Here is a 15,481-nt window from a genome sequence, read left to right on the forward strand (position 1 = left end):
TCTTATAGGGCTGTAAGAAGCAGATGATTAATCTGTTCTAATGACATATCACGAGGATTTGTGATCATGCAGGCATCCTCAAGGGCAGTCATCCCTATGGGATCTATCATTTCCTTTGTAATGCCGACATCACTTAAACTCTTGGGAGCCCCTATATCCTGGGATAATTCCCTTACGAAGTGAATGGCCGCCATTCCAGCTTGCTGCTCGGTCAATGCACGTGTATCGATGCCCATGATGTCTGCAATCTCACTGAATCGACTTGGTGAGGCAATTCGATTGAACTCCATAACATGGGGAAGGAGTATCGCATTGATTTCACCATGCGGAAGGAGGTACTTGCCGCCGATGGCATGTGAAATGGCATGGGCCGCTCCCAAAATGGCATTGGAAAAAGCTAGTCCTGCCTGCAGGCTTGCCATCGCCATCGCTTTTTTTGCTTCCTCATTATGCCTGGATGCAACAGAGGGGCGTAAGTGACGGGAAACGATGGAAAGCGCATTTTTAGCTTGGACATCTGTCAATGGTGTGGCAGCGATTGAAACGTAGGATTCAATGGCGTGGGTTAAAACATCCATTCCCGTAGCCGCGGTCAAATCCGGACCCAAGGTGGTTAAGGTACCGGGATCGACTATTGCAATATCAGGGACGAGTGATTTTGAAATGATCGTCATTTTTTTCTCGCGGAATGAATCGACAATCACCGAAAACTGGGAGACCTCTGATCCCGATCCGGCCGTAGTCATGATCATCACCATGGGTGGGAGGGGGGAGTGGACTTTATCAACGCCTTCATAATCACTGATGATGCCGCCATTCGTAGCTAAAAGGGCTACCCCTTTGGCGACATCCAAAGCACTGCCTCCTCCTAAACCAATGATGGCATCGCATTCTTGTTCATTAAATGTCAAACAGCCGGCTTCAATCTCCCTGTCTTTCGGGTTGGTCGTCATATCAATGAAGGTAGCAAAAGCAAGACCAGCATCTTGGCAGGATTTAATGACTTTATCTAACCAGCCAGCATTGGCCACACCAGAGTCGCTGACTATAAGCGCCTTTTTGGCACCCAACCGCAAGCAGGCCTCACCGGCTTGTTCAATCGAACCTTTTCCAAAAATCACTTCCGGCATCACAAATTTAGTTATCGACATCTTTGCGCCTTCTCCCTGTAAAAATTCAATCTCTTCTGTATTATTTTCCCGAAAAAGAGCGAAAATCCTGTTTGGATTCCAGGTATTTTTATATAATATGACAAAATATCAAATGGTAGAGAACTTTCGGCACGTGTCAAACGGCCTTCTTTTTTCTTTAATTTGTAAATTCGTTACTTTAGACATGCATTAATAGGGATAAACCTACCTAGTTAGTATTATCTATATATTGTAAAATTATGGAGGTAATCTATTAAACTGGGAGGCAATCTATGAAAAAACAATTTCTATCGATAACATTAATCGCAGCATTGACACTCGGGACAACTACCGCTTTAGCGACGCCGCATTCATCACAGGTGCAACAGGCGCCATCCACGGACAAGAAAGTCGTTAAGAAAATTGATGTCGACAAAATCTACAAGAATATTGAATACCTCTCACAAACACCTCGGGTGGCCGGTACGGATTCTGAGTATAAGGCCGTCCAATTCATCAAAAAGCAATTCAATTCTTATGGCTATGAAGCCGACATCGAAGAGTTCAATTTTTTATCTTATACAGACCCAAATCTGGTCAAACTGTCCGTTGCTGGATTTGATGGGGAAATCCAAGCGAACCATCTAACCTATTCAGTTAATGGGAATTTATCCGGTGAAGTGGTATACGCCGGTTTAGGAACGAAAGAAGAACTTGAGGAAACCGATGTTAAAGGGAAGATTGCCCTTATACAAAGAGGCAGCCTCACTTTTGCAGAGAAAGTATTGAATGCAGCAGAAAAAGGGGCAGCGGGAGTCATCCTGTTCAATAATGCCGATGGGGAATTAAACGGGACACTCGGAGGGGCTAATGACAAGTATATTCCATCTGTCACGATAACCAAAAAGGATGGAGAAGCCCTGCTGGAGAAATTAAATGCTGGAGCTAAATTGACAGCATCATTAAAAATTGAAGGAGCTTATTCCGGAGAGAAAACCTCTTATAATGTAGTGGCAACGAAAAAAGCAACCAAGAACATAAAAGCAAAAAAGAGCGATATCATTTATATTACTGGACATCATGATTCCGTCGCTGGAGCACCCGGAGCGAATGATGATGCATCAGGAACATCCGTCACCCTTGAACTTGCACGTGTGCTGAAGAATCTTCCTACAGATACGGAAATTCGCTTCGTCACCTTTGGGGCTGAGGAAAATGGACTTCTAGGTTCACAGCATTATGTGGACAATCTCTCTGATGATGATATCAAGCGGACGCTTGCCAACTTCAATCTGGATATGGTAGGAAGCCGGGAAGCAGGAGATTTGGTCATTTTAACTAATGATGGAGAAATGAATCTTGTAACCGAGCTGGCTCAGACATCAAGTGCAAGACTGAATGGCGAGCCGACTCCATATGGACAAGGCGGTAGAAGTGACCATGTATCTTTCGCAGAGGCTGGGATTCCCGCTGCATTATTCATCCATAGTCCATCAGAACCTTGGTATCATACTCCTGATGATACCATTGATAAAATCTCAAAAGAAAAGCTTCAAGATGTTGCTGAAATTGTCGGCACCGCTGTCTATGACCAAGCTAAAATCGAACCTGAAAAACCTGATCTCAATCATAAAAAAGGGAAAAAGGTGAAAGTTCCGCATTTATTTGACGAAAAGGAATTTAAATAATGCAGTAAATATTTAGAGGGTGCAGCCTGCACTCTCTTTTTATGTTTGAAAATGGAAATAAAGAGGTAAAAAGTCTATTCTGGAATTGGTGCGTGTGGGATGAATTCCCTAAACACCTAGCATAAATAGCTTATTTATCCCTATTTAACTCTAAGACTATAATCCTTATAATGAAAATTATGAAAAATATGACAGTCTGCATAATGAGAATAGTATGTTTGAGGTGATTTTTTTAAGTGTATGCAAATTCATTGAGTGAAATTCACTCTGCCCTATCCAGTAAAATGTCCGATGTGAATGAAAAAATTAATCGTTTGGAGCAGGCAAAAAGACAAATAAAAGACGAACAGAACGCTTGTCTGGGGGAAATTGCTAAAATTAAAAATCCAGACTTGGCAAAAAGCTGGACGGGAAACCGTGCAGAAGACTTTCAAGATGCCCGCAGTGATGCATACAAGGCAATGTCAACGATCATTCATGATGATTATGACGACTATCAAGAGAAAATCGACGGTAAAATCATGATGCTTAATATAGAGAAAAAGGCTCTGAGTGCAGCAGGCACCATAGCTCATGAAGCGGATGTACTTATAGGTAAAGGAGAAGCCGTCATAGATCAACTGGAAAGTAAAATATCATATTTAAAAGGGTGGTTGTTTTAATGACGACGATCAAACTGAATCATCCTGCCGTAATGAAGCAAGTCGATCAGGTGAAGACGGCGCTTGGTACAGTCACGCTTGGAAATCAGCCGGCAGGCGAACTTGGCAGCAATAAATTGGAATTCACCTCGAAATGGATTGACCGGGAAACGAACCTGGAGAAGGTCTTCGAGCAATATATCAAAATCGTCCAGAAAAATGTGGAAGATACCCGTGCCAACATTGACTTATTAAAAGAACAGGATGAAGCCATCGCCCATACGTCTTCACATGGGTACCAGCCGCGATGAAAATATATGAAGCCAAGACATTGACGGCCGCAACCAAGTCGCGGGCCAAGCAATATGAAGAACTAAAGAAGGAAGTCACAGCCCTGAAAAAGGAATTTCAGGGCATCGTCGGCCTGGATAACGAGTTTCAAGGGGCCGGTGCCGCAGCCATCAAAAGCTTTTATGAAGCACAAATCGAGGTGGCCGACGCCTGGATGGAACTATTCACTACCCAGATCAGTTTTTTGGAAGGCATTCCAGCCAGTCTGGAAGAGGCGGACCTATCCGGAAATACGGTGGTCGAGGTTCCCTTTTTAGATGGCGAAGTCTCGACCGGCATTAACCGAGCGAAGTCGCTTGTCGATGAACAAGCGAACGATCTCCAAAGGATCCTGAATAGCATTGACGATATCCTGCCTCTTGATATGTTCAACCAAAAGGACTTTAATGAAAAAATCACGCTGGCCGGACAAAGGCTGGACGACACCGTGACAAAGGTCGAGAATGTCGACCGGCAATTGGTCGAGGAATATGATGTGTCCGTCGGGCAGGAAAACGTGGCCGTTGGCCTCTTCCGCGCCTTGCTTGATGCCACCAAACAGGACGGCAACGTTTCGCCGATGACGTTCAACCAATCGGCATTTAAGAATAGTGACGTCTATCAAGTGAAGGATGAAGTCGCCGGTCAGATGAAAGACTATCAGACCTTCAAAAAGCAACAAGCCGAAGCCCAGAAAATCGAACGTGAAATGGAAGAACTCGAAAACCGCCCGTGGTATGAAAAAGCCTGGGATACCACAAAAACCTTTACAGGGGAATTCACGGGATATTATGATTCAATCAGGGCCTCAACCGGAGTCGATCCAGTAACGGGCCGCAAGCTGTCCGATGCTGAAAGAATCGCAGCCGGCGCCATGGCGGCCGCTGGATTCATCCCCGTCGTCGGCTGGGCCGGCCGGGCAATCAAGGGCGGCAGCGCCATCTACAAAACGGCCAAAGGACTCAACGCGGCGAACCACGCGCTCGATGCCTATAAAACAACAAAAGGCTTTAGCCTCCTCCAGAAAACCGAATACGGGATATACGGACTCCTCGCAGCCAACGGCCTCGGCGAAGCAGTCACCGGCAAGGACATGTTCGGCAACCAGCTAACCGAGGAACAGCGCCAGAACGGGCTGTTGATGGCAATTGGCATCGGCGGTGTGGCAGGTGCGGCTAAGTATGTGGATAGTCGACAGCTTAAAAATATTAGTGAACAAACAACTAACGGTAGAAAAGTTAAAACCCAATTTGACTCAAAAAAATTAAAGGACCTACAAGGCTTTAATATTAAAATAGATGATGTACTCAAAAATGTGGGCATGACCTCGTCAGAGTTTAAAGAATTAAAATTAAAATCGCATGATGAGTTAACGGATTTGGAAGTAGAAAAATTAAAAACAATTAGAGAAGCTGTTCCACCTATTACAAGGACAACTATTTTACAGAAAACCATTCCAGGGCAGGATATAGAAAAATACTTAGATGGCACATATTCTGAAATTGGAGGTTACGTTGCAAAAGCCGAAGATGTTCATGATATAAAGCTTTATGATGATTTCGTTGAAAGTTTGAGGTTAGATTATACGGATTGGAATGGGAAAAGACCATTTCCAGAAGGAGGAAGTACCTACGGTGTTATAAAATTTATGACACAAAAAGTAGATAATGTATATGTTCCATATGGGGAGAAATTTGGGGGCTTAAATACAGATGGTCCTCCATGTACACTAAACGGTTTTACGGGGTCTAGAAATGATAAAGTAATACCTGAATTTAAATTTGAAGGTAGATTCCTACCGAAAAATGGCGCAGAATTATATAAAGTTGAAAATGGCGAAGAAATATTAGTCGGGATTTTTGATGGTAGAGAGAAGAAGTTTACATCTGTAATATAAAACTAAGTAATGGAGGATATAAATGATAAGAAAAGGTGAGTATACTATATATAATGGGAAAGAATATAGGTTTATAGAATCAGATAAAGTAGAGTTCATTGAATTAATAAGCAATGATAAAAAGGATATGGACAATGGATTTACTCATTATAAGAATAATATTTACACAAAAATGGTTCATATAAATCAGGTTAATGAATTATTTTCTATAAATCCTTATGCCAAATATAAGGGGGAGATGTTTCCAGCATCTGAAGATGGAAAAACAGGTAAAGTGCTGTTGGATACAACCAACACTGAACTTGCCAAAAAAATGGATTTTGAAAGAACAGATAAATATATGTACTCCAAATATGTAGAATGGGATGAAGTTGAAATAATTGAGGAGAGGAAGCCCTATTCATTAGATTGATTCCTCGTTTAAAATGCCTTTAATATTTATTGAACTGTTCCCCTAATATGGACAATAGTAAAAGCCCCTTATTAGGGGCTTTTCTATATCTTATAACTAGAATCCAATTTTATAATCAATTCAATTTTTAGCTCCACTTTGCAACCAGCTAACCGAGGAACAGCGCCAGAACGGGCTGTTGATGGCAATTGGCATCGGCGGTGTGGCAGGTGCGGCTAAAGTCGCTGATAAAGTAGCAAGTGGTACAAAGTTCGTCCCTTACAGCAAGGAATTTGCGCAAAAGCAGGTACAGAAGGTTCAAGCTACAATAACAGACATAGCGAGATCAGGAAAAACCACGTTAAAAAATATAGGTGAAGCAATCGGTAAAAAAGAAATCCCTAAACGGATAAGTATGGAACAAGTATCCCTCGCAGGAGGACCAACCCTTCGCCAAGTTATGATGGAAAAGCAGACAATTAAAGAAGCCTATCAGAAATTCACGGTGAAGGATAGCAAAGTAGAGGGTGTTTCAGGGGAGAGTATTTCTAAGGGTACGGATGATCTTAAGTTTAATAATGTTGGGGAGTATTTTAATAGTATCAATAATATTGGAAAACGAGATGATTTAACGAGTGAACAGAAGCTTGTAAAGATTCACGAAGCATATGCCGCATTAGAAATAAAAGGTGATGTTACTGTTGTTAAAGGCACAAAATTCCTTCGTCCAGAAGGGTTTGGTCGAAATGGTAGAATGATTGTGGATTGGCCAGATAAAATGGGGTTTGTAGAAGAATCCATCCAGCCAATTGATAGAAATAGTCCGTTACCAGAAAGATGGGATAGAGTAGGTGGAAAAGGTGGAGAGAATTTCACCACTTTACCTCATAATGGTATTCCATACACATATGATCAACGTGCAATACCGTATATAGAAAACCCTGCTGCAAGGCACGTTGGGCATTTTAATAATGAATCTTATTTTGAATCTATTGATGCAGTCAAAAGTGGAAATCTTGAAGAGCTAAATCGAATTGTAGTGGCCAATGGAAGAACAGCAATTTCTGATTCAGAATTTGCTGATTTTAAGGCTTATTATGACGATTTCCAAGATAGAGTACAAAAATTTATTGGAAATACAGATACTACTTACGGAGTGAAAGGTACTGCTGCTTCCTGGACTAGTAGCTCTACAGGTGAGAAGTTAATGAATGGTGGAGCAGAACAAATTGTAACGCCATTAAATGGTGAGATGCTAGAGATTATAGGAATTATACCTAAATACTAGGAGGGCTAGACGTGACAAAACAAGAGTTCTTAAATAGATATGAAGCTGAAAAACTAAATATTGGTGAATATATTATGGTACTAGATACTATAACGGATGAGTCGCTAGTAATAGGATGTGCACATGATCAAGGAGTGTGGAAAGTTTATAAAACAAGAGAGAGAGGAGGTCACTATATAATTAAAGAAATTGCTAGTGAAAATGAAGCATTTGATTTTCTTTATGAGTTAATATTAAGTAGACATAACAGAATTAATAATTAAAATTTGCATTAGATGGGAAAGTGTAAAAACACCACTTATTATTCAATTTATATTTTGCATACAGGAATGACCGAACTTGTAGCAAAACATGTACAGGTAATTGAAAAACAAAGCATATTTGAAGTGTACAAAAAAAGAAAAGGCCATTTTCAAGAATCGACTCCATGATGGTTGTACCATCATAAGCTAGTGTTTACACCCCCATATCTCGACAAGATAAAATAAGACACACGAGCTTAGGCGAGATGACATTTTATTGTATGGGGGGTACAAAGTACAGGGAATGTATAGTAAACTAACGAATGCACACAAGCTCGTACGTTTTAAAGGTATTACTTGTCACGAGACACAAAAGCTGTCATATTGTTTTTACAATGCAATGAAACCTACAAACTTAAAACGAACATAGAAACTTAGAAAATATACAAACTTAAAGCACTTGATTGTCACTTATGGCAACGAGTGCTTTTTTGCGTTTTGATTTAGAAACAAGTAGGTACACGTATAATTTTATAAGTGTACTAAGTGTTAAATTTATACACTGTAATTGGCTTTATACAGTGTACGACACTACTAGAGAAAAAACGATATAAAAATTAAGGGTTGTATTATTTTTTGAAGTCATCATACAGTACGTTTTAACGGATTTACGTTACGAACACGTTATCCGTACTCCAAATATGTGGAATGGGATGAAGTGGAGATAATCGAAGAGAGGAAGCCCTATATATTAGATTAATATCCCCGTTAAAAAGCCCTTGAGGTTAAGGGCCTTTTTTATGAGGGGTATCAAACTAAAGGCAACGAATCAGCCCCAGTTGATTCAGTAATGACAGTATTCTTCCGTTACCATATCGAAGGTGCCAGAATTATAATAGCTTAAGTAGAGCCTGTGCACCTGTTAGGATAAGCCCTATTATAAAACCACAGACCGCTCCGTTCACACGAATCCATTGTAAGTCTTTTCCTACACCATTTTCCATCATATCAATCAGCGTTTCATTGTCTAGCTTATCTAAATTTTCTTGTACAAGATTGCCGATCTGCGTATGATTGTTTTCAATGAGAACAGTAATTTGTTTCTGTATCCATTGATCGATGTGGGTGCTATTTTCTTTAATATTGTCCAGTATGTGATGAATCATTGGAGTCAGATACGTATCCAAGAAATGTTCATCTTCGACGAAATCCAAAGCTTCTTGTTGAATTTGTTGTAGACTTCCCTTTATTGTCGCTTCAGGCTCCCATTTTGTCAGAAGTTGATTTTTCCATTTTTCAACTCCTTCTAACAGTTCCCGGTTATGGTTAATGCCTTGTATCTCTTTCCTGATATATAAGATTAAAGCCTCTCTATTCGGTTCGTCCTCGTTTTGTAAATTATTTACGACACTTAATAACAGGTTTTGTATGATATTCCCAAGTTTCTCTTCGTTAAGTAGGCTTTGAATGGATTTAACGGCAAACTGAAGCATACCTTCCAGTTCAATCTTGCTGAGTACATCCATGGAAACAGTGCCAAGACGGTGACTGGTTTGTTTTTTTCCTAACCAATCTTCAGCTTTTTTCAAAACATGATCCAAAGCCTTCTTATCAAACTCTTCGTTAAGTAACTGTGAACTTACTAAATGTAGAATCTTACTCATGTCTATGTTAGAAAGTGATGCTTTAATTTTTTTTGCAACGAAAGGTGTAATCTTTTCAATATCTAAATAACCAATCATTTGCTTGATAAGTTTAATCAGGACTTTTCTAAAAGTATCACTTTGTATCTCTTTTACTAAAATAGGGATCAATTTCTCAGTAAAAGAAATATGTTTTACTTTGTCCTGAATACTTTCCTTAGAAAGCCAGTCGTTTTTTAACATCGAAACAAGTGCATTTGTCATTCTTTTACGATTGTTGGGCAAAAGCGCTGTATGGGGGATTGGTAATCCAAGCGGATGGCGGAATAATGCAGTGACTGCAAACCAATCTGCCAATCCTCCAACTAGACCTGCTTCAAACCCTCCATGTAATAAATCCAACGGTAAAGAACCTTGAAATGGAGTGGTTGCAATATAACCCGCCCCCATGATAATTAGTGAATACCTAGCAATTTTTCTAGACGATTTTATTTTTGGTGACATTATATTCTCTCATCCTTAAAATGAAATTCAATTACTATTAACGAATCATCAATATGTTTAATGTCTTACTTTTATTTAGTAGTATAGCAGGTAGTTCAAAAAAATACTCCCAACAAGGGTAGTAAGTTCATTTATTGGGAAATGGGGAAATCACTTATAAGACCACAATCATTGATATTTTCCTTTGAATTTCGAAGATGCGGATGGTTGATTCACAATAAAAAAAGCCGATTTAGTCAATCGGCTTTTTTATTCATTTAATGAAAAGAGTTTTTGGTTCATCTCCAAAAGATTATGATGCGTCTGCTTTTATCGAATTATTTTTAACGGTCCTTACATTTTTCTTATCTTTCATACGACTGAAGATATAGGCTAGAACGGAACCTGATATATTATGCCAAACACTGAAAATGGCACTAGGTACAGCGGCCAAAGGCGAGAAGTGGGCTGTTGCTATAGCTACACCCAAACCAGAGTTTTGCATACCAACCTCCATTGCAACAGCTTTCTGTTTAGCTAAATCCATCCCGCATAAACGAGCAAAGAAAAAGCCGAGTAAAAAACCAAGAACATTATGAAGAACGACTACTGCAAAAATAAGCAAACCTGTTTTAGCCAGCTGAGCTTGGCTGCCAGCTACTACGGCTGATACGATCAGAACGATAGAAATGACAGATACTAGAGGTAAAGCCTTTGCACCTGCCTCTGCCTGTTTACCGAAAAACTTTTTAACAATGAATCCAAGCATCAGTGGGATAATCACCACTTGAATTATGGAAATGAATAATGACCCAATACTGATATTGACCCATTTACTTGCCAAGAGCAGAATAAGCAGGGGAGTTACGATAGGCGCTAGAATAGTGGAAACAGAAGCAATGGCAACTGCAAGCGCAACATTTCCTCTCGCAAGAAACACCATGACATTTGAAGCTGTTCCACTAGGGCAACATCCTACCAAAATAACACCAACAGCCACTTCTTTGGGCAAATCGAACCCTATTGCTAATACAAATGCCAATAATGGCATAATGATAAAATGTCCTGCTACCCCTAGTGCCACTTCTTTCGGACGTCGGAAAACTTCTTTGAAATCCGATGTTGATAATGTAAGTCCCATGCCAAACATGACAATTCCTAATAATGGAACAATATAGTCTCCAATCCATACAAAATGATTAGGTAAGATATACGCAATAACTGCAAATATAATGACCCATAAGGTAAATGTTTTACCAGCAAATCCGCTGATTTTCTCTACTACTCCCATAGTGACCTCCTAGATGTTTTAAAATAATCCCATTATAGTTTATATTCAGAATATTTAAAACCCTTTTAGGCGATAAAAAAATATCAATACGTTTCTAACCAGCTTTTTGGGTAGTTTCATTATGGACAGTCACATTGAAAAAAGTGATTTTTTGAACTGTAATTCTCTAGCGGTTGTTAACAAAGAAAAAGGTTTTAGAAATTCTGTTCACTTTTATCCTTTTTCTTTTTTTGAAAAATAAGAGAGGTGCAAATTATTGGCATACTAATTATATGGAAAGTAGCTACGGGTTTTCTAGAGTAGGAAATAGTATTTGTTGTTTTACATGTTTAATTATTGCTATGGTATGTTTAGCCAGTGCTATAAAAGAAGTGGAGATGTGGTTTCTTTGATACATATATTAATTGCGGATGATGATCGGCATATTCGGGAGTTGCTTAAATTTCACTTGGAAAAGGAAGGGTACATGGTATCTGAAGCGAAGGACGGGAATGAAGCTTCCATGATACTGGAGAAGGAACGGATCCATCTTGCCGTTGTTGATATTATGATGCCGTTTAAAAACGGACTGGATCTTTGTAAGGAAATCCGGGATCAATATGATCTGCCGGTCATTTTATTGACAGCTAAAGATCAACTTATCGATAAGGAAAAGGGGTACTTTGCGGGTACGGATGATTACCTCGTAAAGCCATTTGAGCCACGGGAACTTCTATTTCGGATAAAAGCGCTATTGCGAAGGTACCGTATGGTGAATTCTGAATCCATTTCATTGAATCAAACGGTCATTGACCGTAAAAGTTATGAGGTACGACTAAATGGGAGTACGCTGCTCCTACCGCTTAAGGAATTTGAGCTGCTGGCTCAGCTGGGGAGTTTTCCTGATCAGGTCTTTACGCGTGAGCAGCTTATTGAATTGGTGTGGGGTGCTGATTTTGAAGGGGATGATCGGACGGTTGATGTCCATATTAAACGGTTAAGAGAACGTTTTGCCGGGCGGACCAATGATTTTGTTATAACGACAGTCCGTGGCTTAGGTTATAAACTGGAGGTCAACAAGAAGTGAAAACACTCTATTTCAGGATAGTTATTCAAACCATTTTGATCATGGTGCTTGCCAGTGTCATCGCCTTTTTGATTTCCAATGTCTATTATCATCAGGTTCAAAAACCCAACAATGGTGAGAAGATAAAGAAAGTTGCAAGTGATATCGTCTCCTTATATGAGGAAAATCCTGATCAGGATATTGATGCGTATTTAAATCATATTGCAGGATTGCACTATCAAATGTATCTATTTAATGAGCAGGGTGAAGGAACTTTATATGGTGAGCCGTTTCGGGAAACTGGTTTGGATCGAGATACGATTTCCGGTGTTTTGAACGGGAAGACCTATCAAGGGATTGCCAATTATAATAATGGGTTGTTTATTACCGGATTTTTTGAAGATGTACTGATTAATAGCATTGGGGTCCCGATGAACGTCAATGGCGAAAAACATGCATTGTTTGTAAGGCCGAATATAGAGCTGCAGTTTGGTGAATTCCGCTTTTTTCTTGCAGTTTTGCTTGTTCTCACGCTCCTTCTCAGCTTTTTATTTGTGATCATTAACACGCGTTTCATCGTTAAGCCAATTACGAAATTAACGGAAGCTACAAAGAGGATTGCCGATGGAGATTATAGTAGTGAATTGAACGTTACCCGTAGTGATGAAATTGGAGATTTGGCTCAAAATTTCTCGAAAATGACTCAAAGCATACAGCGGTTAGATGATATGAGGCAGGAGTTCGTATCGAATGTATCTCATGAAATTCAATCTCCGCTTGCATCCATCCAAGGTTTTTCTCAAACCCTCCAATCGGAAGAATTAACAAAGGAACGAAGAAATCAGTACTTGTCCATTATTGAAAAAGAAAGCAGGCGTATGTCGTTGTTAAGCAAACAGCTGCTCCTGCTTGCTTCGTTGGATAAAGAAGAAGATCCGCTGCAACGGTCCAATTTCGATTTAGCGCAACAAATACGGCAAGTGTTGTTCATGCTTGAATGGAATTGGCGGGAAAAGGATATGGTGATCGAAATGGATTTGCCTTCAACCCTCATTTCTGCAGATGAGAAACTTTTAAATCAAGTATGGACGAATTTGATAACCAATAGCATTAAATACTCGGAAAACGGCAGTTCGATTGATATTCGGGTTAAAAGAATAGGCAGTGCTGTTGAAGTGATGATCGCGGATACGGGCATGGGAATTCCAGTAGAAGACCTCCCTTATATCTTTGATCGCTTTTATAAAGTCGACAAAGTGAGGAACAGGAGTGAAACAAGCAGCGGATTAGGACTTTCGATTATGAAAAAGACGGTTGAACTTCATGGGGGAACGATCGAAGTTCAAAGCGAACTTGGTAAAGGGACCACTTTTTATATACAGTTGCCCCTTATGTAATCAGTTGTTCATCTTCCATTCATATTGATTGTTTACAATCGGGTTATACCGATTCAGGTAGGACTTTATCGGTAAACAAAAGGAATGGGAGCTGAAATGATGTTTTTGGCATTACGTGAACTAAAGCATTCAAAGTTACGTTATCTGCTGATTGGACTGATCATGGTATTGGTCGCTTTGCTTGTCTTTATCATTTCCGGATTAGCTAATGGACTTTCTTCAGATAATGCTTCATCCATACAAAACATGAAGGCCGACTATTTCGTTATGGAGCATGAGTCTAAAAATAAATTGAACCGATCCATCATATCCATGGAAAAGCTAGATGAAATCCGTGCCTCGTCGGATGTTAAAGCAGCCGAAGGGCTAGGGCAAATGATGATCACATTGAATAAAATCGGCTCATCGGAGAAAACGGATGTCACCATTTTTGCGACCGATGCTAGTGGAATTTTAGCACCGAAGGTCATAGAAGGAACCAACTATGACAATAAGAAACAAGGTGAAGTCGTTGCAGATCGTTCTTTAAAAGAAGTGGGTTATAAATTGGGTGATTCACTTAAAGATGACCTATCAGGTAAGGTTTTCACCATTGTTGGTTTTACTGAAAAGCAATCTTACAGCCATTCACCGGTAGTTTACATGAATGTTAAGGGGTGGCAGGAGATTAATCCTGCATTGAAAAATCAAGAGAAAGATTCAATCAGCACAATAGCTGTGCAAATGGCTTCGAAGGCAGAAGGAAATGTACGTGAATCATTGCCTGAAGGCGTAACGCTCATTTCGAAAGAAGAATCACTTCAGAGTATACCAGGCTTCAAAGAGGAACAGGGTACATTGACGATGATGATTGCCTTCTTGTTTGTCATAGCAGCTTTCGTTTTGGCTGTATTCTTTTATGTGATTACCTTGCAGAAGACGAATCAATTTGGAGTCCTTAAAGCACTCGGGGCCAATACCGGCTACCTGGCAAAAAGTATCGTTGGTCAAGTAATGCTGCTTGCCGTGACATGTATAGCCATCAGTGTTGCACTGACATATGGCGTCACTTTAATCATGCCAGAAGGAATGCCATTTGAATTGAGTACAGATTTGGTCATTAAATATTCCGTGTTACTTTTGGTTGTATCCGTATTGGGTTCGCTGCTATCACTATACCGAGTATCGAAGATAGATGCGATTGAAGCAATAGGGAGGGTATCATGATGGGGGATAAGCTTTTTTTTGAAAACGTCAGTAAGATTTATGGGGAAGGCGATAATAAGGTGACAGCCCTTGATAATATTTCGCTGAATGTGAGAGCGGGGGAATTCGTCGCCATCGTGGGTCCTTCAGGCTCAGGGAAAAGTACTTTTCTTTCAATAGCAGGTGCGTTACTTTCCCCGAGCAAAGGTCGCTTACTGCTGAATGATGAGGATATTACAACATTATCCCCAAAGGAATTGACTAGAGTACGCCTTGAAAAGATCGGATTTGTATTCCAATCGTCGAATCTTGTGCCATATCTCACCGTACGAGATCAGCTTCTGCTACTTTCTGAACTGATTGGCAGGCGGGATAAAAAAATTGTGAAAAAAGCGGACGAATTGCTTAGCCACCTTGGACTTGGACATCGGGCAGGTCACTTGCCAGAAGAACTGTCGGGCGGTGAGAGGCAGCGTGTAGCCATCGCCCGTTCGCTGATGAATGATCCAGAAATCATTTTAGCGGATGAACCAACCGCAAGTCTTGATTCCAAAAGAGGCAGGGATGTTGTTGAAATGCTTGCACATGAGGTGAAATCAAGAAATAAAGCGGCCATCATGGTAACGCACGATGAAAGAATGTTAGATTTATGTGATCGAGTGGTCAATATTACAGATGGCAAGGTATTTGAATGAAGTTATACGTAAAACACACTCTCATGAGTTGAGTCATTACAATAAGCGGTAAATAGGCCGCCGTTTCTCCAAAGGAATTAGGGGAGGCGGCGACCTGAATCGCTTGAAGAACCTGGTTAATCGACAGTAAGCAGT

General features: G+C 40.2%; 14 protein-coding genes. 11 read left to right on the forward strand and 3 right to left on the reverse strand.

Annotated elements, in window-relative coordinates:
- Positions 1-2: 2 nt before the first annotated feature.
- On the reverse strand, positions 3-1,151 hold the full coding sequence (locus tag QUF78_RS03100) for an iron-containing alcohol dehydrogenase (protein ID WP_289323520.1): 1,149 nt from the start codon (positions 1,149-1,151) through the stop codon (positions 3-5).
- Between the two features lie 272 nt (positions 1,152-1,423).
- Here QUF78_RS03100 and QUF78_RS03105 point away from each other — a divergent pair, with 272 nt between their 5' ends.
- The 7 genes from QUF78_RS03105 to QUF78_RS03135 all read left to right on the forward strand — a co-directional run bounded on the left by QUF78_RS03105 (position 1,424) and on the right by QUF78_RS03135 (position 7,628).
- A complete protein-coding gene (locus QUF78_RS03105; protein ID WP_289323521.1) occupies positions 1,424-2,818 on the forward strand; it encodes a M28 family peptidase in 1,395 nt (464 codons plus the stop codon).
- 236 nt (positions 2,819-3,054) lie between these two features.
- Positions 3,055-3,480 (forward strand): YwqH-like family protein, encoded by a 426-nt coding sequence (locus QUF78_RS03110; protein ID WP_289323522.1) that lies wholly within the window; start codon positions 3,055-3,057, stop codon positions 3,478-3,480.
- Entirely contained in the window at positions 3,480-3,770 is a 291-nt protein-coding gene (locus QUF78_RS03115; RefSeq protein ID WP_289323523.1) for a YwqI/YxiC family protein, read from the forward strand. The genes QUF78_RS03110 and QUF78_RS03115 overlap by 1 nt, the downstream gene beginning before the upstream one ends.
- Positions 3,767-5,686, forward strand: a complete 1,920-nt coding sequence (locus QUF78_RS03120; protein ID WP_289323524.1) for a ribonuclease YeeF family protein — start codon at positions 3,767-3,769, stop codon at positions 5,684-5,686. Before QUF78_RS03115 ends, QUF78_RS03120 begins: the two co-directional genes overlap by 4 nt.
- 22 nt (positions 5,687-5,708) lie before the next feature.
- Complete coding sequence (locus QUF78_RS03125) at positions 5,709-6,098, forward strand: hypothetical protein (RefSeq protein WP_127777404.1); 390 nt, start codon at positions 5,709-5,711, stop codon at positions 6,096-6,098.
- A 181-nt stretch (positions 6,099-6,279) separates the two neighbouring features.
- Entirely contained in the window at positions 6,280-7,365 is a 1,086-nt protein-coding gene (locus tag QUF78_RS03130) for a hypothetical protein (protein ID WP_289323525.1), read from the forward strand.
- 11 nt (positions 7,366-7,376) lie between these two features.
- Positions 7,377-7,628, forward strand: coding sequence for a hypothetical protein (locus tag QUF78_RS03135; protein WP_053533616.1), 252 nt, complete (start codon positions 7,377-7,379; stop codon positions 7,626-7,628).
- 869 nt (positions 7,629-8,497) lie between these two features.
- Here the strand turns inward: QUF78_RS03135 and QUF78_RS03140 are convergent.
- The gene (locus QUF78_RS03140; protein ID WP_289323526.1) at positions 8,498-9,754 is read right to left on the reverse strand and encodes a DUF445 domain-containing protein; all 1,257 of its coding nucleotides are present in this window, start codon (positions 9,752-9,754) and stop codon (positions 8,498-8,500) included.
- Positions 9,755-10,046: 292 nt separating this feature from the next.
- Positions 10,047-11,024 (reverse strand): bile acid:sodium symporter family protein, encoded by a 978-nt coding sequence (locus tag QUF78_RS03145; protein ID WP_289323527.1) that lies wholly within the window; start codon positions 11,022-11,024, stop codon positions 10,047-10,049.
- A 346-nt stretch (positions 11,025-11,370) separates the two neighbouring features.
- Here QUF78_RS03145 and QUF78_RS03150 point away from each other — a divergent pair, with 346 nt between their 5' ends.
- From QUF78_RS03150 to QUF78_RS03165, 4 genes are all read left to right on the forward strand, one after another.
- Entirely contained in the window at positions 11,371-12,090 is a 720-nt protein-coding gene (locus tag QUF78_RS03150; RefSeq protein WP_289327215.1) for a response regulator transcription factor, read from the forward strand.
- The gene (locus QUF78_RS03155) at positions 12,087-13,466 is read left to right on the forward strand and encodes a sensor histidine kinase (RefSeq protein WP_289323528.1); all 1,380 of its coding nucleotides are present in this window, start codon (positions 12,087-12,089) and stop codon (positions 13,464-13,466) included. Before QUF78_RS03150 ends, QUF78_RS03155 begins: the two co-directional genes overlap by 4 nt.
- Positions 13,467-13,565: 99 nt before the next feature.
- On the forward strand, positions 13,566-14,672 hold the full coding sequence (locus QUF78_RS03160; RefSeq protein WP_289323529.1) for an ABC transporter permease: 1,107 nt from the start codon (positions 13,566-13,568) through the stop codon (positions 14,670-14,672).
- A complete protein-coding gene (locus QUF78_RS03165) occupies positions 14,669-15,346 on the forward strand; it encodes an ABC transporter ATP-binding protein (RefSeq protein ID WP_289323530.1) in 678 nt (225 codons plus the stop codon). The genes QUF78_RS03160 and QUF78_RS03165 overlap by 4 nt, the downstream gene beginning before the upstream one ends.
- Positions 15,347-15,481: the final 135 nt, after the last annotated feature.

It is taken from the genome of Peribacillus sp. ACCC06369, assembly GCF_030348945.1.
GTDB lineage: Bacteria > Bacillota > Bacilli > Bacillales > DSM-1321 > Peribacillus.